The 25,248-nt window shown below is 70.2% G+C and carries 28 protein-coding genes and 1 tRNA gene; 15 read left to right on the top strand and 14 right to left on the bottom strand.

Annotation, left to right across the window (positions count from 1 at the left end):
* Nucleotides 1-411 precede the first annotated feature (411 nt).
* On the bottom strand, nt 412-1,755 hold the full coding sequence (locus ABZT06_RS29690) for a sensor domain-containing protein (protein ID WP_355747497.1): 1,344 nt from the start codon (nt 1,753-1,755) through the stop codon (nt 412-414).
* Between the two features lie 112 nt (nt 1,756-1,867).
* The gene (locus ABZT06_RS29685; RefSeq protein WP_355747494.1) at nt 1,868-3,091 is read right to left on the bottom strand and encodes a sensor domain-containing protein; all 1,224 of its coding nucleotides are present in this window, start codon (nt 3,089-3,091) and stop codon (nt 1,868-1,870) included.
* A 221-nt stretch (nt 3,092-3,312) separates the two neighbouring features.
* Here ABZT06_RS29685 and ABZT06_RS29680 point away from each other — a divergent pair, with 221 nt between their 5' ends.
* The 13 genes from ABZT06_RS29680 (at nt 3,313) to ABZT06_RS29620 (ending at nt 16,387) form a co-directional block, all read left to right on the top strand.
* Nucleotides 3,313-3,735 carry an NADH-quinone oxidoreductase subunit A gene (locus ABZT06_RS29680; protein WP_037720639.1) on the top strand — a complete coding sequence of 141 codons (423 nt, stop codon included), beginning with the start codon at nt 3,313-3,315 and terminating at the stop codon, nt 3,733-3,735.
* Nucleotides 3,726-4,394 (top strand): NADH-quinone oxidoreductase subunit B family protein, encoded by a 669-nt coding sequence (locus tag ABZT06_RS29675; protein ID WP_355747490.1) that lies wholly within the window; start codon nt 3,726-3,728, stop codon nt 4,392-4,394. Before ABZT06_RS29680 ends, ABZT06_RS29675 begins: the two co-directional genes overlap by 10 nt.
* Nucleotides 4,391-6,427: an NADH-quinone oxidoreductase subunit C gene (locus tag ABZT06_RS29670; RefSeq protein ID WP_355747487.1), complete on the top strand. Its 2,037-nt coding sequence runs from the start codon at nt 4,391-4,393 to the stop codon at nt 6,425-6,427. Before ABZT06_RS29675 ends, ABZT06_RS29670 begins: the two co-directional genes overlap by 4 nt.
* Nucleotides 6,424-7,392: a complex I subunit 1 family protein gene (locus ABZT06_RS29665; RefSeq protein ID WP_355747484.1), complete on the top strand. Its 969-nt coding sequence runs from the start codon at nt 6,424-6,426 to the stop codon at nt 7,390-7,392. Before ABZT06_RS29670 ends, ABZT06_RS29665 begins: the two co-directional genes overlap by 4 nt.
* Nucleotides 7,393-7,394: 2 nt before the next feature.
* Nucleotides 7,395-7,964 (top strand): NADH-quinone oxidoreductase subunit I, encoded by a 570-nt coding sequence (locus tag ABZT06_RS29660; RefSeq protein ID WP_355747481.1) that lies wholly within the window; start codon nt 7,395-7,397, stop codon nt 7,962-7,964.
* A complete protein-coding gene (locus ABZT06_RS29655; protein WP_355747478.1) occupies nt 7,961-8,653 on the top strand; it encodes an NADH-quinone oxidoreductase subunit J in 693 nt (230 codons plus the stop codon). Before ABZT06_RS29660 ends, ABZT06_RS29655 begins: the two co-directional genes overlap by 4 nt.
* On the top strand, nt 8,653-9,069 hold the full coding sequence (gene nuoK / locus ABZT06_RS29650) for an NADH-quinone oxidoreductase subunit NuoK (protein ID WP_355747475.1): 417 nt from the start codon (nt 8,653-8,655) through the stop codon (nt 9,067-9,069). The genes ABZT06_RS29655 and nuoK overlap by 1 nt, the downstream gene beginning before the upstream one ends.
* Complete coding sequence (locus ABZT06_RS29645; RefSeq protein WP_355747472.1) at nt 9,066-11,060, top strand: NADH-quinone oxidoreductase subunit L; 1,995 nt, start codon at nt 9,066-9,068, stop codon at nt 11,058-11,060. Before nuoK ends, ABZT06_RS29645 begins: the two co-directional genes overlap by 4 nt.
* Before the next feature lie 6 nt (nt 11,061-11,066).
* On the top strand, nt 11,067-12,641 hold the full coding sequence (locus ABZT06_RS29640) for an NADH-quinone oxidoreductase subunit M (protein WP_355747469.1): 1,575 nt from the start codon (nt 11,067-11,069) through the stop codon (nt 12,639-12,641).
* Between the two features lie 14 nt (nt 12,642-12,655).
* Entirely contained in the window at nt 12,656-14,200 is a 1,545-nt protein-coding gene (locus ABZT06_RS29635; protein ID WP_355747979.1) for an NADH-quinone oxidoreductase subunit N, read from the top strand.
* Nucleotides 14,201-14,408: 208 nt separating this feature from the next.
* Nucleotides 14,409-15,272, top strand: coding sequence for a zinc metalloprotease HtpX (htpX, locus tag ABZT06_RS29630; protein ID WP_355747466.1), 864 nt, complete (start codon nt 14,409-14,411; stop codon nt 15,270-15,272).
* Nucleotides 15,269-15,661, top strand: coding sequence for a YccF domain-containing protein (locus ABZT06_RS29625; RefSeq protein WP_355747463.1), 393 nt, complete (start codon nt 15,269-15,271; stop codon nt 15,659-15,661). The genes htpX and ABZT06_RS29625 overlap by 4 nt, the downstream gene beginning before the upstream one ends.
* 156 nt (nt 15,662-15,817) lie before the next feature.
* Nucleotides 15,818-16,387 carry an SMI1/KNR4 family protein gene (locus ABZT06_RS29620; RefSeq protein WP_355747461.1) on the top strand — a complete coding sequence of 190 codons (570 nt, stop codon included), beginning with the start codon at nt 15,818-15,820 and terminating at the stop codon, nt 16,385-16,387.
* Between the two features lie 30 nt (nt 16,388-16,417).
* Here ABZT06_RS29620 and ABZT06_RS29615 read toward each other — a convergent pair whose 3' ends face one another.
* Complete coding sequence (locus tag ABZT06_RS29615; protein ID WP_355747458.1) at nt 16,418-17,662, bottom strand: APC family permease; 1,245 nt, start codon at nt 17,660-17,662, stop codon at nt 16,418-16,420.
* Between the two features lie 223 nt (nt 17,663-17,885).
* On the opposite strand from ABZT06_RS29615, the gene ABZT06_RS29610 reads away from it, so the two are divergent.
* Nucleotides 17,886-18,152 (top strand): GlsB/YeaQ/YmgE family stress response membrane protein, encoded by a 267-nt coding sequence (locus ABZT06_RS29610; RefSeq protein WP_328640373.1) that lies wholly within the window; start codon nt 17,886-17,888, stop codon nt 18,150-18,152.
* 92 nt (nt 18,153-18,244) lie between these two features.
* Here the strand turns inward: ABZT06_RS29610 and ABZT06_RS29605 are convergent, their stop codons facing one another.
* Entirely contained in the window at nt 18,245-18,733 is a 489-nt protein-coding gene (locus ABZT06_RS29605) for a YajQ family cyclic di-GMP-binding protein (protein ID WP_020120527.1), read from the bottom strand.
* Nucleotides 18,734-18,967: 234 nt separating this feature from the next.
* Between ABZT06_RS29605 and ABZT06_RS29600 the strand changes: the two genes are divergently transcribed.
* Nucleotides 18,968-19,049, top strand: a tRNA-Tyr gene (locus ABZT06_RS29600).
* A gap of 174 nt (nt 19,050-19,223) precedes the next feature.
* Here ABZT06_RS29600 and ABZT06_RS29595 read toward each other — a convergent pair.
* The 10 genes from ABZT06_RS29595 to ABZT06_RS29550 all read right to left on the bottom strand — a co-directional run bounded on the left by ABZT06_RS29595 (nt 19,224) and on the right by ABZT06_RS29550 (nt 25,245).
* The gene (locus ABZT06_RS29595; RefSeq protein ID WP_355747453.1) at nt 19,224-20,603 is read right to left on the bottom strand and encodes a tyrosine-type recombinase/integrase; all 1,380 of its coding nucleotides are present in this window, start codon (nt 20,601-20,603) and stop codon (nt 19,224-19,226) included.
* Nucleotides 20,604-20,664: 61 nt separating this feature from the next.
* A complete protein-coding gene (locus ABZT06_RS29590; RefSeq protein ID WP_355747449.1) occupies nt 20,665-20,853 on the bottom strand; it encodes a helix-turn-helix domain-containing protein in 189 nt (62 codons plus the stop codon).
* Between the two features lie 231 nt (nt 20,854-21,084).
* Nucleotides 21,085-22,212: a DUF3631 domain-containing protein gene (locus ABZT06_RS29585; RefSeq protein ID WP_355747446.1), complete on the bottom strand. Its 1,128-nt coding sequence runs from the start codon at nt 22,210-22,212 to the stop codon at nt 21,085-21,087.
* Nucleotides 22,209-22,559: a hypothetical protein gene (locus ABZT06_RS29580; protein ID WP_355747443.1), complete on the bottom strand. Its 351-nt coding sequence runs from the start codon at nt 22,557-22,559 to the stop codon at nt 22,209-22,211. The genes ABZT06_RS29585 and ABZT06_RS29580 overlap by 4 nt, the downstream gene beginning before the upstream one ends.
* Nucleotides 22,556-23,458: a bifunctional DNA primase/polymerase gene (locus tag ABZT06_RS29575; protein ID WP_355747440.1), complete on the bottom strand. Its 903-nt coding sequence runs from the start codon at nt 23,456-23,458 to the stop codon at nt 22,556-22,558. Before ABZT06_RS29575 ends, ABZT06_RS29580 begins: the two co-directional genes overlap by 4 nt.
* A gap of 88 nt (nt 23,459-23,546) precedes the next feature.
* The gene (locus tag ABZT06_RS29570; RefSeq protein WP_355747437.1) at nt 23,547-24,011 is read right to left on the bottom strand and encodes a hypothetical protein; all 465 of its coding nucleotides are present in this window, start codon (nt 24,009-24,011) and stop codon (nt 23,547-23,549) included.
* A gap of 11 nt (nt 24,012-24,022) precedes the next feature.
* Nucleotides 24,023-24,493, bottom strand: a complete 471-nt coding sequence (locus ABZT06_RS29565) for a hypothetical protein (protein WP_355747434.1) — start codon at nt 24,491-24,493, stop codon at nt 24,023-24,025.
* 16 nt (nt 24,494-24,509) lie between these two features.
* On the bottom strand, nt 24,510-24,704 hold the full coding sequence (locus ABZT06_RS29560; protein ID WP_355747431.1) for a hypothetical protein: 195 nt from the start codon (nt 24,702-24,704) through the stop codon (nt 24,510-24,512).
* Nucleotides 24,705-24,718: 14 nt separating this feature from the next.
* On the bottom strand, nt 24,719-24,973 hold the full coding sequence (locus ABZT06_RS29555) for a hypothetical protein (RefSeq protein WP_355747428.1): 255 nt from the start codon (nt 24,971-24,973) through the stop codon (nt 24,719-24,721).
* Nucleotides 24,974-24,993: 20 nt separating this feature from the next.
* On the bottom strand, nt 24,994-25,245 hold the full coding sequence (locus ABZT06_RS29550; protein ID WP_355747425.1) for a hypothetical protein: 252 nt from the start codon (nt 25,243-25,245) through the stop codon (nt 24,994-24,996).
* Nucleotides 25,246-25,248: the final 3 nt, after the last annotated feature.

Raw genomic sequence — 25,248 nt, 5'->3', positions numbered from 1 at the left:
GGGGTGGCGGATCCCTGGTGGGTGTCGGACTTCCTGCGGGTGCTGGCCCCCCGGCGGGTCCCGGACTCCCCGCGGGTGCCGCACCCCCCGGAGGAGCGCCGGCGCCTCGCGGACGGGGCGGGTGCCGCCGGCTTCCGGTGAGCCCGACGTGCCTGACGCCTCACCGGAAGCCGGGTGCGCATGGCAGGCAGAGCCCCGCGGGGGTCGGAAGCGGAGCCTCGGTGGGGTGCGGAGGGCGGAGCCCACCGGGCGTAGAGCCGAGCCCTGGCCGGAGTCGTTGCGGCGCGGCCCGCGCAGACGCGACACGGCGCAGCCCCTCTCTGGGTCGAAGGGGCGGCAGCTCATGGGGATGAAAACGGGTAAGGGCGGTGAGGCGAAACCAACCCCCACCGCCCCCTCACACAGAACCCGTCACACCCCTTCGCCCCGCCAGGGCAACTCCGCCGTCACCCGGGTAGGCCCCCCGACCGGCGAGTCCACCACCAGGATCCCGTCCACCGCGTCCAGCCGTTCCGCCAGTCCCGTGAGCCCGGACCCGGACGACACGTCGGCCCCGCCCACCCCGTTGTCCACGACCTGCAGCATGAGCCGGTTCTCCACCCGCCACACATCCACCGCGGCGAACGTCGCCCCGGAGTGCTTGCTGATGTTCTGCAACAGCTCGGACACCGTGAAGTAGGCGATCCCCTCGATCGCCGGCGCGGGCCGGGCCGGCAGATCCACCTCCACCTGCACCGGCACCGTGCAGCGCGAGGCGACGGAGGACAGCGCCGCATCCAGCCCCCGGTCGGTCAGCACCGCCGGATGGATCCCCCGCGCCAGATCCCGCAGCTCCTGGAGCGCCGTCTTCACCTCGCCGTGCGCCTCGTCCACCATCCGCGCCGCCGCGGCGGGATCCTCCGTGAGCTTCTCCTTGGCCAGCCCCAGATCCATGGCCAGAGCCACCAGCCGAGCCTGCGCACCATCGTGCAGATCCCGCTCGATCCGACGCAGATCCGCGGCCGCCGTGTCCACCACGACGCCCCGGTCCGACTCCAGCTCCACCACCCGCGCCGACAGCCGGGTCGGCCCCAGCAGTCCGTGCACCATCACCCGGTCCACCGTCGTCAACGCCCGCACGATCCACGGCGTGGCCAGCGTGAACAACAGTCCCACCAGCGCGGTCACGCCGATCTCGAACGGGTTGTCCAGATAGACGTGATGGGTCTGGTCGCCGTAGAGCTGGAGCCCGTCCTGACCGACGTACGCCGGAAAGACCCAGAACCACAGCGGATACGTCAGCAACGCCCAGCCGTACACCCAGAAGTTCACCGCGACGAGGAACGAGAACGTCGCCCACGGCAGGTGCAGTACGGAGTACAGCAACGTCCGCCACGACGTCCCGCTCTTGAGCACCGCCCCGATCCACGCCATGAACCCGGACTTCCGCATCCGCAGCGGCTCGGGATCGCCGACCTCGAGACCCAGCAGCGCCCGCGCCCGCACCCGTTCCAGCGCCCCGAGCCCGCGGCACCCGGCGAGCCCGGCCGCGAAGACCGGAATCCCGAGGAAGGTGACGAGCAGGCCCGCGCCGAGCGAGATCATCGTGATGGCGTACGTGAACATCACGATGCTGATCGGCAGGCTCAGCAGCACATAGCCGAACTCCCGCCAGGTCCGTCCCTCGAACGGCGCCCGCAGCCCGGCCGGCACCCGGTGCCGCCGTACCGTCTCGGGGAACCCGAGCCCACTGTCGTACCCGTAGTCCGTGGCCATCGACGTCGTCCTTCTTCTCTCGTCCCGCGCCTGTGGTGTCCTACCTCCACCCTGCTGGGCCGCAGCTCAACGGACCATGGAGGCCGTCGGCCTCTTGGAAGGGGGGTTTTCCCTACCTCCTGTCCGGGACCCGGTCCCGCCACGGCAGCTCCGCCGTGACGACCGTCGGACCGCCCGGCGGGGAGTCGATGACGAACAGCCCGTCGACCGCGTCGAGGCGCTCCGCGAGCCCGCGCATACCGGTGCCGCCGTCCAGCCGGGCACCCCCGCGGCCGTCGTCCCACACCTGGATGAGCAGCCGGTTCTCCGCCCGCCACACGTCGACCGACGCCGACCGCGCCCCGCTGTGCTTGCTGATGTTCTGGAGCAGCTCGGAGACGGTGAAATAGGCGATCCCCTCGATCGCCTGGACCGGCCGCGCGTCGAGGTCGGCGGTCACCTTCACCGGCACCGTGCAGCGCGAGGCGACCGAGGAGAGGGCGGCATCGAGCCCGCGGTCGGTCAGTACGGCGGGATGGATGCCCCGCGCCAGATCCCGCAGCTCCTGGAGCGCCAGCTTCACCTCGCCGTGCGCCTCCGCGACCATCGCCTGCGCGTACTCCGGGTCCTCCAGAAGCTTCTCCTTCGCAAGACCGAGCCCCATGGCCAGGTTGACCAGCCGGGCCTGTGCCCCGTCGTGCAGATCCCGCTCGATGCGCCGCAGGTCGGACGCGGCCGCGTCCACCACGACCCCCCGGTCCGACTCCAGTTCCGCGATACGGCGTTCCAGCTCGTCCGAGGGCGACAGCAGCCCGCGCACCATCGCCCGGTCGACGTTGGCGAGGCCCCGCGCGATGAACGGCAGCACCGGCCACAGCACGAACAACGAGGTCAGCGTGATGGTGAAGGTGAGCACACCCCAGGGCAGCCGGATGAAGTCGTACAGCACCGTCCGCCAGCCCACCGGGTCCTTCACCCCCATCCACAGCTGGGCGAAGAAGCCGTTGCCGCCGTTCTTGGCGCGCCAAGGCAGGCGGCTCGGTTCGTCCACCCGCACCCCGAGCAGCGCCCGGGCCCGCGCCCGCTCCAGCTTGCCCAGCTGCCGCGCGCCCAGCAGACCCGCGGCGAGCAACGGCAACCCGATCACCGTGACGGTCAGCCAGAAGCCGGTGAACAGCACCGTCACGACGTAGGTGAAGCCGAGGATCGACACCGGGAGATTCGCCAGGAGATGCGCGATCTCCTTCCAGGTGTGCGCGTCGTAGGCGAAACGGGCCGGCGGCGGCCGGCCGTCGTCGGTTCCGCCGTTTCTGCCGGTGGTCACGGCACGGCTCGGGGACGAGTGGCGTTCGGTCATATGGGTTAGCGTGCCGCGCGAGACCGCCGCGCGCCATGAGGTGGACCGCCGCGGCTTGCTGGGGAAAACCCCACCCCTGCCTTGCGGATGGCTTTCCTGGGGTGACGGGCTGCTTACCGTCCCTTTATCAGGGCCTAGACTCCCGTGCGTACAGATCGTCGAACAGTGGTGTTCAGCGTGACCACTGTGTTCAGCGTGCTCACAGGGAGTGAGGGGCGGACGTGCCGGAACCGACCGTCGTCGATGCAACCGTCGTCGATCCGACCGTCGTCGCGGCGGACTACTTCCAGTCGTACTCGGTCGTCGGACTGCTCGCCGTGGTCGGCGTGCTGTTCGTCGCGGTCGCTTTCGGCGCCGGCCGTCTGCTGCGACCCGTGGTCCCCACCCCCGAGAAGCTCCTGACGTACGAGTGCGGAGTCGACCCCGTCGGCGAGGGCTGGGCCCACACCCAGGTCCGCTACTACGTCTACGCCTTCCTCTACGTCATCTTCGCCGTCGACTCGATCTTCCTGTTCCCGTGGGCCACGATCTTCGCCGCCCCCGGCTACGGCGCGACGACCCTCGTCGAGATGTTCATCTTCCTCGGCTTCCTCGCCGTGGGGTTGCTGTACGCGTACAAGAAGGGAGTCCTGGCATGGACGTGAACCCCACGGCCGACCCCGCTGCCGGCTCTGCTGCGAGTGCCACTGCCCAGGAGCCCGTTCTGCTCCCGGAGCCGAAACGGCTGGGCGCCCTCGCCCGCCTCGCTCCCGAGCCGATGAAGGTGATCCTCAACTGGGGCCGCCGGTACTCCCTCTGGGTCTTCAACTTCGGTCTCGCCTGCTGCGCCATCGAGTTCATCGCCGCGTCCATGGCCCGCCACGACTTCATCCGCCTCGGCGTCATCCCCTTCGCCCCGGGCCCTCGCCAGGCCGACCTGATGGTCGTCTCCGGCACGGTCACGGACAAGATGGCACCGGCGGTGAAGCGCCTGTACGAACAGATGCCGGAGCCGAAGTACGTCATCTCCTTCGGCGCGTGCAGCAACTGCGGGGGCCCCTACTGGGACTCCTACTCCGTCACCAAGGGCGTCGACCAGATCATCCCCGTCGACGTCTACGTCCCCGGCTGCCCGCCCCGCCCCGAGGCCCTGCTCCAGGGCATCCTCAAGCTCCAGGAGAAGATCGCCAGGGAGTCGCTGGGGGAGCGGTACGGCACGCCCGGGGCACACCCGTCCGCGGCTGCACTGCAGAGCGGGCTGGTCAAACCGCCGGTACCGGTGTCGGTGCCGCGGTCGACTTCGGGCGAGGGGGACACACCGTGACCGCCGTCGGCTGGCTCCCCGCCCCCGCCGAGGAACTCTTCGGCCCCGAGGCCACCGCCGAGGAGTCCTACGAGGTCCTGACGGTGGACGTCCCGCCCACAACCTGGCTCACCGCCCTGCGCGTCGCCCGCGACGAACTGGGCTGCACCTACTTCGACTGGCTCAGCGCCGTCGACGAACCCGGCACCGGCTTCCGCGTGGCCGCCCACGTGGCAGCCCTCTCGCCGGTGCGACGCCTCCTCCTGCGCACGACGATCTCCCACGACACGCCGGTACTGCCCAGCGCCGTCGACCTCTACGCGGGCGCCGCCTGGCACGAGCGCGAGACCCATGAAATGTTCGGCGTCACCTTCGAGGGCCATCCCTCCCTGGACCACCTCCTGCTGCCGGAAACCTTCGAGGGCCACCCCCTCCGCAAGGACTTCGTCCTGGCGGCCCGCGTCGCCAAGGCCTGGCCCGGCGCCAAGGAACCGGGCGAGTCCGAGCACGGCGGCCCCAAGCGCCGCCAGATGCTCCCCCCAGGAGTCCCCGACCCCAACGAATGGGGCCCCCTGAAGGGCCAACTCCCCCCGGCCCCCACCCGCCCGGCCCGCGGCCCTGCCCGCACACCGGGAGAACGCCCGGCTCGAGCTACAGGCGATCGACCGGTCCGGCGGGCGCGTTCGGCGGGGGAGGGGTCGGTCAGTCAGGCGGACCCGCCTGAGAGTTCGGGTGCGGCCAGCGCTGCGGGGGGCGGCCCGCGTCGGGCGCGTTCGGCGGCGGAGGGTTCGGCGAGTCAGGCGGAGGTGCCTGGGAGCTCGGGTGTGTCGGGCGGGTCGGGGGCTGGTCCGCGTGGGGCGCGTTCGGCGGCGGAGGGTTCGGCGAGTCAGGCGGAGGTGCCTGGGAGCTCGGGTGCGGCCAGGGCTGCGGGGGGCGGTCCGCGTCGGGCGCGCTCGGCTGCCGAGGGCTCGGCGAGTCAGACCCTGCCCGGGGCGACGGAGGGTGCTGCCCCAGCATCGCCGACGGGTACGCCCCGGCGTTCACGTACCGCCGCACAGGGCTCGGCCAGCCAGACGGCACCCGGAGCGGACGGCACCGAAGCCGGCTCGGCAGCCCAGGTCGGCGGCGCGCCCGAGCCGGTGGCCCCGGACGCGGGCTCGCCGGCCTCCTCGTCGGAGGCCCCGGTGACGGGATCGGCCACACCGGCGTCGGATCTCCCGGCGGCGGATGCACCCGCGTCCGCGTCGGACACCCCGGCGTCGCATGCGCCCGAGCCTCAGAGTCCGGGAGTGGCGGCGGGTGATGTCCGGAGCGGACCCCGGCGGGCACGTACAGCCTCCGGCGGTTCCGCGAGTCAGCGTGGCAACGCGACCGACTCCGAGGCGCCGGCCGACGACGCAAGCGTGAACCCCGCGCCGCCGAAGCCCCCCGCCACTCCTCGGAGCCCGGACGCACCGTGGCACCACGCCCGCCCGGCCTTCGACGACCCAGAACCTGAGCGACCTCCCACGCCCGAGGACACCGAAGCATCCGAACGCACTTCCACATCCGAGGACAGCGGAGTCTCCGAACGTCCCGAGGAGCCCGAGGTGCGCGAGGCCTCCGAGGAACGCACGGCGTCGGGGTTCTCCACGGCCCCAGAGGACCCTACGGCTGCCGAAGACCCCACGGTTTCTGAGGGCCCGGAGGCTCAAGAGCAGCCGACGACTTCCGGGAAGCCGGCTTCCGAAGGCTCCACAGGCTCCACGCCCTCCGAGGAGTCCACGACCTCCGAGGGGGACACGCCTTCCGAGGAGTCCACGACCTCCGAGGGCGCCACGACCTCCGAGACATCCAGGGCCCCGGAGCGGTCCGAGGCTTCTGAGCGGTCCGAGACCTCGAAGCAGCAGCCCCAAACTTCCGAGGTTGCTGAGGCCCCCAAGGACTCCCAGGCCCCCGACCGCCCAGAAGGCACCGCCCCGAGCCCGAGCCCCGCCCCCGAGGACCCGACCCCGGACGAACCCCCCGCCCCCGACACCACCGCCCCCCACAAGCCCGCAGGAGGCACGCCGTGAACGACGCTCTCGACGTCGCCCTGCGACTCCTGATCGTCTTCGTCGTCTTCCTCACCTTCCCCCTGATCATCGGTCAGACCGAGCACAAGGTGATGGCCCACATGCAGGGCCGCCTCGGCCCGATGTACGCCGGTGGCTTCCACGGCTGGGCCCAACTCGTCGCCGACGGCGTGAAGTTCGCCCAGAAGGAAGACGTAGTGCCGGCAGGTGCGGACCGCCGCGTCTTCCAACTCGCCCCCGCCGTCTCCCTGCTGCCCTACCTCCTCGTCCTCCTCGCCATCCCGATCGGCCCCGGCGAGGGCGCCGTCGGCGAGGTCGTCGACGCCGGCGTGTTCTTCGTACTCGCCGTGATGGGCGTGGGCGTCCTCGGCTCCCTCATGGCCGGCTGGGCCTCCGCCAACAAGTTCTCCCTCCTCGGCGGTCTGCGCACCGCCGCGCAGCTCCTCGCCTACGAGCTCCCGATGCTCCTCACCGCCGCCTCGGTGGCCATGGCGGCCGGAACCGTCTCCCTCCCCGGCATCCTCGACGCCTTCGAGTGGTGGTGGCTGCCCTGGCAGATCGTCGGCGCGATCGTCTTCTTCGTCGCAGGCCTGGCCGAACTCCAGCGCCCTCCCTTCGACATGCCCGTCGCCGACTCGGAGATCATCTTCGGCGCCTACACCGAGTACACCGGCCTCCGTTTCGCCCTGTTCCTCCTCGCCGAATACGCCGGAATCGTCGTCCTGTGCGGCCTGACCACCGTCCTCTTCCTGGGCGGCTGGCACGGCCCCTGGGACGCCGACGGGCTCGGCTGGGTCTGGACCCTCCTCAAGGCGGCCGTCCTCGCCTTCGTCGTCATCTGGCTCCGCGTGACCTACCCCCGCCTGCGCGAGGACCAGCTCCAGAGACTCTCCTGGACCCTCCTCGTCCCCCTCTCCCTCGCCCAGATCGCCCTCACCGGCATCGTCAAGGTGGTGATCCAGTAACCATGGCCCCGATTCCTGGCTCGGGTCTGGCCAAGGGCCTGGCCGTCACCCTGCGCACGATGACGAAGAAGACCGTCACCGAGCAGTACCCCGACGCCCAGCCCGACCTCCCGCCCCGCACTCGCGGGGTGATCGGCCTGTTCGAGGAGAACTGCACGGTCTGCATGCTGTGCGCCCGTGAGTGCCCCGACTGGTGCATCTACATCGACTCCCACAAGGAGACGGTCCCGGCGGCGGCCCCCGGTGGCCGCGAACGCAGCCGTAACGTCCTCGACCGCTTCGCCATCGACTTCTCCCTCTGCATGTACTGCGGTATCTGCATCGAGGTGTGTCCTTTCGACGCCCTGTTCTGGTCCCCGGAGTTCGAATACGCCGAGACCGACATCCGCGACCTCACCCACGAGCGGGACAAGCTCCGAGAATGGATGTGGACCGTCCCGGCCCCACCGGCCCTCGACCCCGCCGCCGAGGAACCGAAGGAGATCGCCACGGCCCGCAAGACCGCCGAGAAACTGGCGGCGGCCCAGACCGCGCCGACCGCGCCGGCCGATCCCCAGGGGGAAGAGTCGTGACCCTCGCTCAGGAGGCGCACGGCTTCCTCTCCCCGACCGGCGTCGAGATCGCCTTCCTCCTCGTCGGCCTGGTCACCTTCGGCGCCGCGATCGTCACCGTCACCACCAAGCAGCTGGTGCACGCCGCCCTGTGGCTGGTGGTGGCCCTCGGTGGCCTCGCCGTCGAATACCTCCTGCTCACCGCCGAGTTCATCGCCTGGGTGCAGGTCCTCATCTATGTGGGTTCCGTTGTCGTCCTCCTTCTGTTCGGTCTGATGCTCACCAGGGCTCCCATCGGCCGCTCCCCGGACGCCGACTCCGGCAACCGATGGGCCGCCCTCGTCGTGGCCCTCGCCGCAGCGGCCGCTCTGGTCTGGGTGGTCGTCGATGCCTTCCGCACCACCTGGATCGACCTGGACGGTCCCGCCGCCGGTTCCACCGAGGCCACCGGCGCGAGCCTCTTCCAGAACTGGGTCCTCCCTTTCGAGGCACTCTCCGTCCTGCTCCTCGCGGCACTGGTCGGCGCGATCGTCCTGTCCCGCAAGGCGAAGGCGGAGTCGAGCTCTCCCCCTGTGAACTCCCGGGCCGCGACCGGTGGTTCCCCCTCCGCACCGAATTCCCGTAATCACCCGATCAGGCGAAATGTGCCACCTGAGGGAACCGGTCCCTCCAAGGGCACCGAGTCGGCCGAGCAGGAAGGCGCCCACTGATGCACCTCGCCTATCCCGCCGTACTCTCCGCCCTCCTCTTCTGCACCGGCCTCTACGGCGTCCTCGCCCGCCGCAACGCGATCCTCGTCCTGATGTCGGTCGAGCTGATGCTCAACGCCGTCAACCTGAACCTGGTCGCCTTCGACGTCTGGCTCAGCAAGACCGCTGAGGAGACCCTGCACTCCGGCCAGGCCCTCACTCTGTTCACCATCGCCATCGCCGCCGCCGAGATCGGCATCGGCCTCGCGATCGTCCTCGCCGTCCACCGCAACCGCGGCACCGCCGACATCGACAAACTCCGCGACTCGGCCGAGGGCCACGACGACTCCGACTCCGACGACTCCGACAGCGAAGCCCGCCCGGCCGAGCAGGCCGCACGATCCGGGCGGACCGGGAAGGCTGAGGCCACCGCGTGACCACGACCACCCTCGCCGTCCTCGTCCCCCTCCTTCCCTTCCTGGGTGCCGCGGCCGGTCTGCTCACGGGGCGCACGGCCCCCGGCTTCGTCCGCCCGCTCGCCGTCGTGCCACCCCTGGCCGCCCTCGCGCTCGCCGCGGTGGTCGCCGTACGCCAGGGCGGCGACCAGACGCTGAACGCCGCCACCGAACTCACCCCGACCGGCTCGGTCCCGATCGAACTCGCCCTGCACATCGACGGCTTCGCCGCCCTCGTCGCCGTCCTCGTCGGCTTCGTCGCCACCTGCGTGCAGATCTACTCGACGGGCTACCTGCGCGACGACCCGCGCTACCCCTCCTACGCCGCTCTCGTCTCCCTCTTCACCTCCGCGATGCTGCTCGTCGTCTACTCCGGCGACCTGATCGTGCTGCTGGTCGGCTGGGAGATCATGGGCATCTGCTCGTACTTCCTGGTCGGCCACTACTGGGAGACCCCGGAGGCACGCGCCGCCTCCATCAAGGCCTTCCTGGTCACCAAGCTCGGCGACGTGCCCTTCCTGATCGGCCTGTTCGCGCTGGCCACCGACGCCGGCTCCTTCCAGATGACGAAGGTCCTCGACGCCGTCGCGCACGGCGGACTGAACCACCCGACCCTGATCGCCCTGCTCCTCCTCGCGGGCGTGGCGGGCAAGTCGGCGCAGTTCCCGCTGCACACCTGGCTCCCCGACGCGATGGCGGGCCCCACGCCTGTCTCCGCGCTGATCCACGCCGCGACGATGGTCGCCGCCGGTGTCTACTTCATCGCCCGTCTCCTCCCGGTCTTCGAGGCCTCGCAGGCCGCGATGGTGGTCCTCGCCGTCATGGCCGCAGTCACCATGCTCGGCTCGGGGCTCGCCGCGCTCGCCCAGGACGACATCAAGCGCGTCCTCGCCTACTCGACGATCGGGCAGCTCGGCTACATGACGGGTGCCCTCGCCGTCGGCGACCGCGGTGCCGCCGTCTTCCACCTCCTGTCCCACGGCGCCTTCAAGGCGCTGCTGTTCCTCGCCGCCGGCGTGATCATCCACGCGGCCGGCACCAACTCACTGGCCGCGATGTCCCGCATGAAGGACCTGCGCGCCCGCGTGCCGGACGCCTTCTGGACAATGACCGTGGCGCTCCTCGCGCTCGCCGCGATCCCGCCCTTCAGCGGTTTCTTCTCCAAGGAGTCCGTCCTCGGCGCCGCCGAGCACGTCGCCACCGGCCACACCGAACACGCTCCCGGCGCCGCGGGCTGGATCACCCTGGTCGCCGGTCTCGTCACGGCCGTGCTCACCGCCGCGTACGCGACCCGCCTGTGGCTGCTGGCCTTCCACGGACAAGGCGCCGAGGCCCCCGACCTCGGCCGCCAGCCGCTGACGATGAACGTGGTCCTGTGGGTCCTCGCGGCCCCCTCCCTTGCCCTCGGCGCGTTCGCCTACCGCGTGCTGCCCGACTGGTTCGACGGCCGTGACCTCACCCCGACCCTCACCACGTCCGTCGTCGGCACGGGCGCGGCACTGGTCGGCGGCATCGTCACCTACGCGGCCTGGCGGCACACCAGCGCGATCGCGACCCGCGTCCCGCTCGGTGCGGTAGCCGCCCACCCCGAGGGCGACGCCGGACTCGTCGAGGCCGAGGCCATCGCCACCCACGAGCCCGCCTACGGAGATGTGGCCTACGCGCCCGACCCCGCGGACCCCGGACGACTGCTGCTCGGCCCGCTGCACCGCCACGCGGCCGTCGGCTTCCACCTGGACTCCCTGTACACGGCCCTCTTCGTCCGCCCGGTCCAAGCCGGAGCCGGACTCGTCAGGTTCCTGGACCGCGAGGTCGTCGAGACCTACGTACGCGGCGCGGGAGCGCTGCCCCGCTGGCTCGGCAGCGCCGTACGACGCGCCCAGACCGGCAATCTCCAGACCTATGTGAGCGCGCTGCTCGCCGGCACCGTCGTCCTCGCGGTCGCCGTCGTCCTCGTCGCCTCGGGAGCGTGAGCAGGCGTGATCGATATCAACGAGTCCGTGATGCAGTTCCTTCTGGCGTTCGTCGTGGCCGGCCCGCTCCTCGGCGCCGTCACGGCTCTGCTGCCCGCCCCTCCCGGGCTGAAGGGAAAGTCGCCCGACCAGGCCGTACTGCGGCACGGCGTGACGGTCACCGGCGTGATCCTCATCGCCGCGATCGTCCTCGCGCTCGGCTTCGACCACGACCATCCGTCGAAGATGCAGGCCACGACCGACATCAGCTGGATTCCCGCACTCGACGTGCGCATCCACCTCGGCATCGACGGCATCTCCCTCCCCCTTCTGGTCCTGACCGCGCTGCTGACCTTCCTCTGCGCGCTCTACTCCTACTTCAAGATGCCGTCGGGCCCGACCCCGAAGGCCTTCGTCGCGTTGCTGCTCGTCCTCGAGTCCGGCACCCTCGCGACCTTCGCCGTCCTCGATCTGCTGCTGTTCTTCCTCGCGTTCGAGATGGTGCTCATCCCGATGTACTTCCTCATCGCCCGCTGGGGCGGCGAGGAGCGTCAGGCCGCCGCCTGGCGCTTCATCCTCTACACACTGCTCGGCTCGGTCGTCATGCTGCTCGGCCTGCTCCTGATCGGGATCAAGGCGGGCACATTCGACATGGTGGCACTCGCCACTGACAACGGCCGGTCGCTGACCACATCCGTGCAGGTCATCGCCGTTCTGGCGATCGGGATCGGGCTCGCGGTCAAGACCCCGATGTGGCCCCTGCATAGCTGGCTGCCCGACGCCCACACCGCCGCACCGACCGTCGGCTCGGTCCTGCTCGCCGGCGTCCTGCTGAAGATGGGTACGTACGGGTTCGTCCGGATTCTGCTGCCGATCGCGCCCGACGGCTTCCGTGTCTTCGCGCCCTTCCTCGCCGCCTTCGCCGTGGTCGGAATCATCTACGGATCACTGGCCTGCCTCGCCCTCGCCAAGCGCGGCGCCAAGGGCGATCTCAAACGCCTCATCGCCTACTCGTCCGTCGGCCACATGGGCTTCGTCCTGCTCGGCATCGCCACCATGACCCCGACCGGCGTGAACGGCGCCCTCTTCGCCAACATCGCCCACGGCCTCATCACCGGCCTCCTGTTCTTCCTGGTCGGCGCCCTGAAGGACCGCACCGGCACCACCGACCTCGACACCCTGGCCGAGGAGACCGGCGCCGCCCTGTACGGCAAGGCCCCCCGCCTCGGCGGCCTGCTGGCCTTCGGCTCGGTCGCGTCGCTCGGCCTGCCCGGCCTCGCCGGATTCTGGGGCGAGATGCTGGCGCTGTTCGGCGCCTTCAAGCCCGCCGACGGCCTCAGCCGTCCGGCGTTCCTCACGTTCATGGCGATCGGCGCGTTCGGCACCCTCCTGACGGCCGCGTACATGCTCGTCGTGGTCCGCCGCGTCTGCATGGGCTCCGTACCCCAGGACGCCCCCCAACTCGCCGACGTCCACACGTACGAGTTCGCGGCCTGGACGCCTCTCGTCGCCCTCACCGTCGTGGCGGGCCTGTGGCCCAGAGCCCTCCTCGGCCTCACCGACCCGGCCGTCCAGCAGCTCCTCGCAGGAGGCAACCGATGAGCACCCTGGCCGCCATGGCCCAGCCATTGGCTTCTTCGGCCCAGCCGCTCACCACGACGGCCGCGAACCTGGTCCAGTCCGTCGACTGGCTCGCGATCGCGCCGCCCACCATCGCGGCGGTCATCGGACTCGTCGTCCTCGTCGCCGACCTGTTCGTGGGCGAGGACAAGAAGGCCCTGCTCGGGTGGGTCTCGGTCGCGGGCCTGGCCGCCGCCGCGCTTCTCCTGCTGCCTCTCCTGGACGGCGACCGCAGCACCTTCTGTCTGACCGGCGAGGGCGACGTCTGCAGCTACACGGCCGACCGATTCACGCTCGTCATCCAGTTCCTCGTCCTCGGCGGCGCCCTCCTGACCGCCCTTCTGTCGGTCACCACCCTCAAGGACGCCGAAAGGAAACTCCCCGAAGGGGAGTACTGGTTCCTGCTGCTCTCGTCAGCGGCGGGCGCCGCCCTCCTGCCGGCCTCCCGTGACCTGGCGACCCTGATCGTCGCCCTGGAAGTCGCCTCCCTGCCCGCCTTCGCCCTCGTCGGCATCCGGCACGGCGACCGGAAGTCCTCCGAAGCGGCCCTGAAGTTCTTCCTGTCCTCGGTCACCGCGACCGCGGTCAGCCTCATGGGCATCAGCTTCGTGTACGCCTCCACGGGCACCCTGTACCTCACCCAGGTCGCCGACCGCATCCAGCACGTCGACGGACAGCTCCACACCCTCGCCCAGACCGGCGTCGTCCTCACCCTCGTCGGCTTCGCCTTCAAGACCGCCGCCGTGCCCTTCCACTTCTGGGTGCCCGACACCTACGTGGGCGCGCCCCTCCCGATCGCCGCCTACTTGTCGGTCGTCGGCAAGGCGGTCGGCTTCTCCGGCCTGATCCTCGTCACCGTCGTCGCCCTGCCGTCGTACGCCGACGTCTGGGGCCCGGCGCTCGCCGCGCTGGCCGCCCTCACCATGACCGTCGGCAATGTCGGAGCCCTCCGACAGCAGGTCACGCGCGCGTACAGCGCAGTACGACTGCTCGCCTGGTCCTCCGTCGGCCAGGCCGGCTACCTCCTCGTCCCGATCGCCGCCGCCGCGTACTCCGACGACGCCGAGCAGTCCGTCGGCTCCACCGTCGCCTACGCCCTCATGTACGGCGCCGTGAACCTCGGCGCCTTCGCGGTGGCCGCGCTGGTGGGCCGTACGAAGACCGCGAACCGCCTCACCGACTACCGCGGCCTCTACGCGACCAACCCGCTCGCCGCCCTCCTGCTGGCCTTCTTCCTGCTCTGCCTGGCAGGACTGCCGCCGGGCATCATCGGCCTGTTCGCCAAGGTCACCGTCTTCTCGGCGGCCGTGGACGCGGGCCTCGGCTGGCTCGCCGTGGTCATGGCCGTCAACGTCGTGATCGCGCTGTTCTACTACCTCCAGTGGACGACGCAGCTGTTCCGGGCCCCAGAGGGCGAACCCTCCGCACACCGCGTCCCCGCCCCCCTCACAGCCGCGCTCGCCCTGACCGGCGTCCTCGGCGTCGCCCTCTCGGGCGCGCCGCAACTGGTGCTGCGCTTCGCCGACACCGGTCTCTTCTGACCGGCCCTCCCGAGAACCGTCCCTCCTGGACCATCACCCGGACGGCCCACCTGGGCCTCAGTGCGCACAAGGGAACTAGTGGCCGCCGCCTGGCGTTGAGCAAGACGGGAAGGTCCACTGGACGTGACACCACGGACCGGTGGCATCGGAAGACATCGGAGACCAGCAAGCAAAGGGTTCCCCTGCTGCACCACTTGGAGGGCGTACCGTGCACCGCCGGCACAACGGGCTCAGGACCGCAGTCCTCCTCGGGGGACTGTCCGCACTCATCATCGTCATCGGCAGCTTCTTCGGCCGCATGGGGTTGGTCGTGGCCGTCCTGATCGCGCTGGGCACCAACGCATACGCGTACTGGAACAGCGACAAGCTGGCTCTACGCGCGATGCGTGCCCGCCCGGTGAGCGAGTTCGAGGCGCCGGCCCTGTACCGCATGGTCCGCGAACTCTCCACCCAGGCCCGTCAGCCCATGCCGCGCCTGTACATCTCGCCGACCGAGGCCCCCAACGCCTTCGCGACCGGCCGCAACCCGCGCAACGCCGCCGTGTGCTGCACCGACGGCATCCTGCGCATGCTCGACGAGCGCGAACTGCGCGGTGTCATCGGCCACGAGCTCAGCCATGTCTACAACCGCGACATCCTGATCTCGTCGGTCGCCGGCGCCCTCGCCTCCGTGATCATGTTCCTGGTCAACTTCGCCTGGCTGATCCCGATCGGCCGCTCCGACGACGATGACGGCCCGGGTCTCCTCGGCATGCTGATGATCATGATCCTCGGGCCGTTGGCGGCCAGCCTCATCCAGCTGGCCATCAGCCGCTCCAGGGAGTACGAGGCGGACGCGTCCGGCGCCCAGCTCACCGGCGACCCCCTCGCGCTCGCCAGCGCTCTGCGCAAGCTCGAAACGGGCACCAAGCAGCTGCCGTTGCCCCCCGAGCCGCGCCTCGAGACCGCGAGCCACATGATGATCGCGAACCCATTCCGCCCTGGCCAGGGACTGTCCAAGATGTTCTCGACCCACCCGCCGATGGCGGAGCGCATCGCCCGGCTCGAAAAGATGGCAGGTCGCCCCCAGTGAAAACCATCCTGAACGTCATTTGGCTCGTCCTGAGCGGCTTCTGGCTGTTCCTCGCGTACCTGGCCGCGGGCGCGCTGCTCTGCATCACCATCATCGGCATCCCGTTCGGCATAGCGGCCTTCCGTATCGGCGTCTACGCCCTGTGGCCCTTCGGGTACACCACGGTCGAGCGCCGCGACGCGGGGGCGCCCTCCTTCGTCGCCAACGTCCTGTGGCTGGTCCTCGCCGGCTGGTGGCTGGCTCTGGGCCACATCGCCACCGGACTCGTCCTCTGCGTCACGATCATCGGCATCCCGTTCGGGATCGCGAACTTCAAGCTGATCCCCGTGTCCCTGTTCCCCCTGGGCCGCGAAATCGTGCGCACGGACGAGCCGTTCGCGGCCCGCTGACGGACGGGCCGGGGAGAGGGAGCGATCATCCGCAAGTGTCGGGCGATCGCGTCGACGTCCACCTCGCCCGAACCGATGTGGCCGCAGGGTTTTCCACAACCCGGAGGTTGTCCACAGGCTTGCCCGGCTGTCAGTGTCGCCCTGCATCATGAATGCATGACCGAGAGCGAGCAGTTGCTGGCACGGGTGGCGGACAAGGCCCGCAACACCCGTCCGTGGGGCTGGGCTTCCCTGCCCGAGCCGGTGGACACGGCCACCCTGGCCCGCGCCGAAGCCGCGTTGGGCTTCCGTCTGAGCCCGCTGCTCGCCGACCTCTACTTGCGGATAGGAGACGGCGGTTTCGGCCCGGAGTACGGCCTGTTGCCCCTGCTCGACAGCGCTCCTGCCGGCGAGCCCGCAGCCGTCGTGCAGTACCTGGCCAACCGCAAGAGCGGTCGCAAGGACCCCGACTGGCCCTGGCCCGAGGGCGTCCTGCCGATATCCCACTGGGGATGCGCGATGTACGCGTGCGTCGACTGCCAGAGCCCGGAAGCCACCGTCCTCCTCTTCGAGCCGAACGCCGGCGACCGTGACCACTCCTGGTTCGTGGACGCCCCCGCCCTCACGGACTGGCTGGAAGCCTGGGTCGACGGCACGGGCTGGTACGAGGAGATGAACGAGGAGCTGGAGATGACTCCTTGGACGGAGTTCCCGATACGCACGGCACCGCCGACCCACGCGACCTGACGATTCCTCCAGAGGCGCCCGCCGGCTGACCTACCGCCCCGCCCGCCACTTCCGTACGCCGTACGCGACCACCCCGACCGCCAGCACCCCCGCGCCCACGACCACCGAAACCACGGGCAGCGCGAAAGCCAGCACCACACACCCGAGCAGCCCCACCACCGGCACCACCCGGGCCGCCGGAGCCGAACCGAGCGTCCAGGCCGACGCGTTGGCCACCGCGTAATACGCGAGCACACCGAAGGAGGAGAAACCGATCGCGCCCCGCACGTCCACCGTGGCGGCGAGGACCGCGACCACGGCACCCACGGCCAGCTCGGCGCGGTGCGGCACCTGGAAACGGGGGTGCACGGCGGACAGCGCGCCCGGCAGATGTCTGTCCCGCGCCATCGCCAGGGTCGTCCGTGAGACGCCAAGAATCAGAGCGAGCAGCGAGCCGAGCGCGGCCACGGCGGCACCCACCCGCACCACCGGCACGAGTCCCGGGACCCCGGCCGCCCGCACCGCCTCGGCCAGCGGCGCGTCCGCGCGGCCCAGAGCATCAGCCCCCAGCACGGAAAGGACAGCCACCGCCACACCCGCGTACACCACCAGCGTGATGCCCAGGGCCAGGGGGATCGCGCGGGGGATGGTGCGGGCGGGATCCCGTACCTCCTCACCGAGGGTCGCGATACGCGCGTACCCCGCGAACGCGAAGAACAGCAGACCGGCCGCCTGCAGCACCCCGCTCACGCCGCCGGAGACACCGGCGTCCAGCCGCCCGGCCTCCGAGGCCCCGGACCCAAGGCACACGACCACCACGGAAGCGAGGACAGCGAGGACCACCGCCACGATCGCCCGGGTCAGCCAGGCGGACTTCTGGATCCCGCCGTAGTTCACCGCGGTCAGCGCCACCACGGCCGCGACTGCGACGGCATGGGCCTGCCCCGGCCATATGTACGCACCCACCGTCAGCGCCATCGCCGCACAGGACGCCGTCTTTCCGACCACGAACGACCAGCCTGCGAGATAACCCCAGAACGGCCCGAGTCGCTCCCGCCCGTACACATAGGTGCCGCCGGAGGCCGGGTACAGGGCGGCCAGCCGTGCCGAGGACGTGGCGTTGCAGTAGGCGACCACGGCGGCCACCGCGAGTCCCACCAGCAGCCCCGATCCGGCCGCGCGCGCCGCGGGACCGAGGGCGGCGAAGATCCCCGCGCCGATCATCGAGCCGAGCCCGATGAGGACGGCGTCCCCTACTCCCAGCGTGCGCCGCAGCTCGGCACCGGAATGCGTCATGGGCCGCACCCTACTGATCCCGTGCAACCGCGGGACGCGGCCCTGACGTCCTCTTCGGCAACAAGACGCGAACACCCGCTCGACGAACACCGCACACAGGCCGGACGAGTACGGCGTAGGACCCACTCACACGAGCGCTCGCCCGGTCTGCCGGGACGTGGATCACAGTCGCCGGCCAGTTGCCGGACAGTGCGAGCACAGCGCGGAAGGACCGGTTCAGGGCATGAGCATCATCGGCTGGATCATCCTGGGACTGTTGGCCGGCGCCATAGCCAAGTTCCTGCTGCCGGGCCGTGACCCGGGCGGCTTCATCGGGACGACCCTCATCGGCATCGCGGGCGCCTTCATCGGCGGCTGGATATCGGCCCGTTGGCTTGACCACCCGGTGTCCAAGAGCTTCTACGACGGGCCCACCTGGGCCGCCGCGATCGGCGGCTCCCTCGTGCTCCTGATCGCCTACCGTCTCCTGTTCGGCAACTCGCGCGACTGACCCCCGAACCGCAGCCAGCAGGCGAGAAGGGTGGGCACCGGCCAGGTGCCCACCCTTCCTCGTGGATCCATGCCGATCGGTGAATCAGCGGCTCACCGGTAGTTCACGAACTGGATCGCGAAGTCGAAGTCCTTGCCCTTCAGCAGGGCGATGATGGACTGCAGGTCGTCACGGCTCTTCGAGCTGACCCGCAGCTCGTCGCCCTGGACCTGGGCCTTCACGCCCTTCGGGCCCTCGTCACGGATGATCTTCGCGACCTTCTTGGCGTTGTCCTGGGAGATGCCCTCCTCGATCGACGCGAAGATCTTGTACTCCTTGCCGGAGAGCTGCGGCTCGCCCGCGTCGAGCGCCTTCAGCGAGATCCCACGCTTGATCAGCTTGGACTGGAAGACGTCGAGGACGGCATTGACCCGGTCCTCGGAGTTCGCCTCCATCAGGATCTTGTCACCGGACCACGAGATCGAGGCACCCACGCCCTTGAAGTCGTAGCGCTGGGAGATCTCCTTGGCGGCCTGGTTGAGGGCGTTGTCGACCTCCTGCCGCTCGACCTTCGAGACGATGTCGAAACTGGAGTCGGCCATGTCCTGTGGCTCCTTGTATCTGGGTGCGTGTCGGCGTGCGTACGGGTGCGTATCGGCGACGTGGGGGCGGGCGCCGAGCCCGGCGTGAACCCGGGCCGCATCCGCCCAAGCCTAGCCACCCCATGCCCTCCGGGCGCAGATCAATCAGGTGGCGAAGCACCCCTCGGCATCGGGTATTGTTTACGTCGTTGCCACGGAGCACCGCCGAAAGACGGTTCGAAGGGCAGCAACCCCGGCGGTGTGCCCGAGCGGCCAAAGGGAGCAGACTGTAAATCTGCCGGCTCAGCCTTCCCAGGTTCGAATCCTGGCGCCGCCACGCTGAGAGAGACCCCCTCTCACCAGGTTAATCACCTGGTGAGAGGGGGTCTCTGCGTTGCTCGCGCCGTTCGATTCGCTGTGGACGGGACGCGGACGTGTCTCACCTCGTACCGCCCATATCCCACTGTTGATCAGTGCGTGTCCCCCAGGCGTCCCCCGGGGGTGAGCATGATCACTCGGGTTCGTTCCACTCCCGAAGTGCTGCGTCGATACGGCTGTTCGCACGCTCCCGAGTCTGGTCTAGAACCTTGGCGTACACCTTGTGCAGTACCGCGATGCTGTGGCCAGCGCGGCGGGCGCACTCCATGGCGTCCACCCCTGAGCTGAGCCAGAACGAGACGCCGGCGTGCCGCAGGTCGTAGGGGCGCCGGACCAGCAGCGAGGACGTTTCCGCTTCGGTCAGCACGTCCTTTCGGGCCTTGGCCCACACCTCGCCGTAGCCGGTCTCCTGTAGGAGACCATCGCGGTTCGTCCGGAAGAGCCGGCCATCGGGCGCCGTCCCGTGAGTGGCGATGTGCTCTCGCAGGAGGCGGACGAAGTGCGGCGGAATCGGTACCGGACGGGAGTCCTTCTTAGCGCGGGCCTTGAGGTGGCGCGTCTCGTGCGCCGTGCCGTCGTCGGTCCAACTCCGTCCGGCGCGGACAACTCCCTGCCGCAGGGTGAGCATCCCCCACCCCGTCTCCGGAAGGTGGCACTGGTTTACCCGCAGTGCGGCGGCCTCGGCGGGACGCATAGCCGCGTAGTACAGGCACCCGAAGAACGCTTCCAGGTGTCGCCCCCGCGGGCCCTGCTCACGGACCCCTGCCAGCAGAGCGCGGACCTGGCGAGGGTTGGCGACGCTCTCGGGGTCCACCGCTTCCACCGACTTCGGGGCGGTCCACTTCACGGCCGTGATCGGGTTAACCGGCATGGTGAAGTACTGCTTTTCCACGGCGAGTCCAAGAACGTCGCTCAGGCAGGCCCGCTTGCGCTTCGCGGTGCGCGGTGATGCCTCTTTGCCGTCCAGCCGCAGGGAAAGCGCGTCCAGGGCGAGACGGACTGTTGCGGGGTCCTCCATCGCGGTGACCGGCATGGAGTGCTTAGCGATCCAGGCGAGGGCACGGGCCACATCGTCCGGCGGGGTCTCGTCCCAACGCTTCCGGTTGTACGCCCACCCGTACAGCGCGCGTCGCATGAGCGCGGTACTGGGCATCCCCGCTTTCGTCTTCACGAGTGAAGGCGTGATGGTGGCCAGCGCATCGGCGTAGTTCTTCCGCGACTTAGCCGGGGCCAGCGCCCACTTGCGGTCGACGTACGCGCGGCTGTGCTCGTACCACGTGACGGAACCTTGCTTAGCGCGCAACTCGGATACGGGGAGGCCCGTTTCCTCGTCGAACTGGTCGCCGCGCCGTACGGCAGACATCAGTTCCGAGCGGCGCCCCTCGGCTTGGACCTTGAGTGTGTAGCTCTTGGAGTGCTTGCGCTCCCCGACCAGCCAGCGCACGCGGTAGGGCTTCGGGCGATCCTTGCGAACCTCGATCGCGTAGAGGCGAACGTCGTAGGTCAGTGCCATATGAACTCCAGAGGGGCCCGCCGGAAGCGGGCCCCTCGTGTCTCGTGTGTGCGGGAGGTGGTCAGGCGGCAGCGTCTTCCATGGATGACCACCACGCGTCGAGGTCCGTGCGGCGGCAGCGGAGGTGACCGTTGGGGAGCTTGATGAGCTTCGGGGCCTTGCCCCGGGCCCGCATGCGGTAGAAAGCGGCGCGGCTCATCTTGATCTCTTTGAGGACTTCCCGGAGTTCGAGCTTCTCGGTGCTGGGCAAGGTCGTGACTCCTTCTCGGGGTGAGGCGTCTCGGGGCCTTTTCAGGAGTCCGCTACATCCGCTACGCCGCTACATCGCAGGTCAGCGGGTGTGTTTGTGTAGCGGATGGGCGGGATGTAGCGGCTACGGTGCTACGCGGGGGTGTGGCCGTAGCCGCTACATCAGGTGGTTGCCGCTACAGGGTTTGTGCCTCTGACCTGGGGTGTAGCGGATGTAGCGGCAGTAGCGGACCTACGGGGACGGGGGCGGGCAGTAACGGGCCCACGCGTCTTCGAGGTCTTCGCTGTAGTAGCCCTTGAGGACCCCTCCGGCCGTGCGGATGTTCCGTGAGGCGACGGGGGTTCCGTCCGAGGTGACGTACTGGCTGAGCATCTTCGACAGGCGCCGGTTGTCGAGTGCCTTGCCGTCGAGGTCGGCCCACGGGGCGTCATCAAGGGCGTTGAGCCTGTCGAGTACGGCGATGGTGGGCAGGCGGTCGACACCGACCATGACGTGGTCGCGGAGGTCGGTCAGCAGGCGGATGCCGATGCTGCCCTTGTCGTTGACCTGTGAGGCCTTGACCAGTTCGGTGCAGGCTTCGCGGGCGCGCTTGGGCCAGTCGCCCCCGACCGCCTCCGCGACGGCGAGCAAGGGTTCCCACACGTCGGCGGGGCGGTCGGTGACGCCCTCGGGCATTTCCGGCCACGCGCCCATGACGGACTCGCGGATCTCTTCAGCCCACTTGGCGAGCTGGTCGCGCAGGGCGAAGCCTTCCTTCTCGTGGATGCGGGAGCGATACGGCTCTGCCTTCTCGTTCCTCGCGCGCCGGCGCATGCGGATGATGACCGAGCGGGTGAGGATCGTGTCGGGCAGCGAGCCGAGACCGGCGACCGCGACGGCGGTGTAGGAGGGGAACGCCTGCACGGTCTGGTTGGCTCCGTCGCCAACGCACCGGTACATCACCTTGCCGCGCCGGTGCCCGGCGTTGATGAACCCGCGGAGCTGTTCGTTCTCTCCGGCCTTGGGGCCAAAGATGGTGTCGATCTCGTCGAAGAGGATCGTGGGCCGCTCGCCGTCGACCCCGGAGACCGAGCGGAACAGGGCGGCGGCGGACGCGTCGACCGCGGCCATGGGGTTCGGCACGAGGGTTTCCACGATCTCCAGTGCCCGCGACTTCCCGGACCCCGGTTCAGGGCTCAGGAAGGCGAGGCGGGGGGTGGACTCGAAGCAGTCGAGCAGGTGGGCGTGCGCGTCCCACAGCGTCACGGCGACGTAGGCGGCTTCGGTGGGGAAGACGTTGAAGCGCCGGTGGAAGGCTTCGACCTCGTTGAGCAGTGCGGCGCCGTCGATGGTGGGCGGGGCGGGGGTCTGGTCGGTCATGCGGCCCGTCCTTCCTGGGAGTTGCGCAACGGGCAGGTGGCGCGGTGGGAGTCGTGATCGGCGATCAGGGCGTGTACGCGGCGGATGCCGACGGCTGAGCGGTCGCGTCCGCATGCGCACCACGACGTGGCGGTGGGGATGGTGCCGCGACCGGGCGCCCTGATGTTCAGCCACGCGATGGGGCGGCGGCCGTCGTCGCCGTGCGGGTCAGTGCCAAGGGCAGTGCGGACGCCTTCGGCGGCGCTTTTCGGGTCGCCCACGGCCACTGCGGGCGAGGCGAGTTCGGCGGCCTGCTCTGCGCTCGCGGGCGGTTGGCCTTCCAAGGGGGCGGAGCGGGGGGCGTTCATGCCGCCTCCCGGGGCCGGGCTTTGCGGATGGAGCTGTCCAGGGCGCTGCGGATGGTGGCGCGGCACTCGGCAGCGCTAAGGCCCCGCGCCTCGCCCGCCCCTTGGAAGGCCTCTTCCACCACGTGCCGGGGGATGTCGCCCCACGCGACGAAACGCCCCACCTTGAAGGCGCACCGGTTGAGTGTGGTGTTGCGCGTCGTGTCCGGTGCCGCGGACACGATGGCGCACTCGGCTTCCAGCGCGGCCAGCGCCGCACGGCCTGCATCCACCGCAGGGAGCCTCAGCGGCCCCGTAGAGGGCACGGGGGCAGGTTTCAGGATGGTTTGTAGCCATTCGGGCAGTGGGGCCGCCACAGAGCCGCTCACGGCTTCGTAGGCTCCGGTGGGGGTGTGGCTGCCCGCGGCGACGACGTAGCCGCCCCATGCACGGGTGTCGACCAACTCCGCGATCGTGCCTGCTGTGTTGGTGAGGCGGATGCCGTTGGGGGCGGTGAAGTGCAGGTGCTGTCCGCCGCTTGCGGTCCGGGTCCGGTAGGTGTCGGGGATGGCGTGTCCGGCGCGCTCGCAGAGCGCTGCGAAGATTGCCGCGCCGCTAGGCGCGTCCGCACTGCCCTTGTCCTTGGGCACGTCGAGGTCGACGACGACCAGCCCGGAGGGGCCGGTGGCGATGCCGACGTTGAACGGGGCCGCGGACCAGGCCGCACGGATGCGGTCAGGGTCGGTAGTGGCGCGCTGTTCCCACTTCCGGTGCCCCGCGGTGCACTCGCCGGTACGGGGGCATGCTCGCTCGCCGTGCAGGGCGGGCCGCTTGGTGCCGGGACGAAGAGGGAAGACGTGCCAGCCGCGCGAGGCGGCGTCCAGCGCCGCGCGCAGCAGCGCGCGACGGGGGTTATGGGTCATGCTGGGTGTCTCCAGTTCCTCGGTTGGGTGCTGGTGAGCAAGGGCGGCCCCGGTTCTTTGGCGAGATGTGGGGCCGCCCTTGGCGTAGCTACTGGTCGTCGGTGAGCGTGCGGGCGTACTGCTGGCGGACGTAGGCGCGCGGGTCGCAGATGACGCCGGGCTGGTCGAGGTCGAGCAGGTACAGGGCCGCCGCGTCGGCGGCCTGGGTGGCGTCGCCGACCGTGCCGGGCTCATCCAGGAGGGCGATGCGGTCGAGCAGGGCGGCCTTGCGGAGGTAGAACTCCCGCCCCAGTTCGGTGAAGCATGCGGTGTCGGCGAGGAAGCGGGCCGTCCATCCGATCTCGCTGTTGATGCCCGGGGCGGTGGCGTATGCCTGCTCGGGGGTGGGCCAGTGGGCCGGGGTGGGGCGGTGGTCGGCGGTGAGGTAGAGGCGGGTGTGCTTGCCGTCCCGGGTCGGGTACTGGCGCACCTCGCCAGTGGTGAACGCGGCCTTCAGCGCGGTGGTGACGCGGTCGGTGTCGTCGGGGTCGCAGATGGCGCGGATCTCGAACACGGAGGCTCCTGTCAGCCGTTGAAGTGGTTGCGCTTGAAGATCGCCTTGCGGATGTGGAAGGTGTTGCCGCCCCTGTGGCCGCTCGCGCTGAACACCTGCACGGCGATCCAGCCGCCGAAGATGACGGCGGCGAGGATGATGAGCTGGTGGACCAGCGCGGCCAGGGCGGCGATGAACGCAGTCAGCAGGACCAGGCCGCCGCACACGGCGCCGAACCCGATGCCTCCGAGGGCGATGTTCACCGCCGTGCGGGAGACGGCCGGCTTGACGGCTACCGGTTCGGGCTTGGCGGGGTTGAGGGTGTAGCCGGTGACGACGCGGCCGTCCGGCAGGACGATGCTCGTCACGGTCGGGATGGTGCCGGGCTGCACGGGCATGAGCGGAGCGGCGGGCAGTACCGGGGCGAGCGGTGTGGGGTGGTGGACTTCCACGGCCGCCGTCTCGTGTCCGGCCGGGCGGCCGTACGCGGTGGGTTCGTTCACGGTGCTGGTCTCCCTTCTAGTGGCCGATGTCGGCGAGGGCGCCGGTGACGGCGGTGACGAGTTGGTTGACGGTGTCGCTCGCGTCGGTGGCGGCGAGGTAGAAGCCGAAGAGCGCGGCGACGACGGCCGCACCGGCACCGAGCGCGCGGAAGCGCAGCAACGCGGCGAGTGCGGCGGCGAGGAGCAGAACGAGTGGGATGGTGATGACCACGGGTCCTCCGGAGGTCAGCGGTGGGTGCAGGTGGGATAGGCGGAGCCGCGGAAGCAGTGCTTGTACTCGTCGCGGGTGACGCGGAAGTCCTGGCGGCGGCCGTCGGTGGTGGTGACGGTCAGCTGGTAGTGCCAGCCGTCGGCCTTGCGATAGGTGGCACTGCGGTCGCTCACGGTCCCGGACGGGCCGGGGGCGTAGTCGGGGCTGCACGCGGTCAGCGCCAGAACGGCGGTGATAGTCGCGGCGACAGCGGCGAGGGTCTGGCGCATGGCGGGGCTCCCTCGGGTGGTCAGCGGGTGCCGGCGCGGTAGGTGCGCGCGGCGCGGTTGTAGATCCAGCGGCCGACGCGTATGCGCTTGCCGGTGGCCTGGCAGCGGCGGCAGTCCTTGCCGCGCTTGGTGCGGCCCTTGCGGTCGGTCTTGAAGCCGTGGCCCATGCCGTGGCACGTGCGGCAGTCGCCGAACGGGCTCAGCCAGCACTTGACGCTGTAACCGAGCGTGACGGTGAGTAGGCAGGCGATAGCAAGGAGAGGAAGGCTCATCAG

This window comes from Streptomyces sp. NPDC005483, assembly GCF_040606035.1.
GTDB lineage: Bacteria > Actinomycetota > Actinomycetes > Streptomycetales > Streptomycetaceae > Streptomyces.
This window is presented reverse-complemented; position numbering and strand designations above follow the sequence as displayed.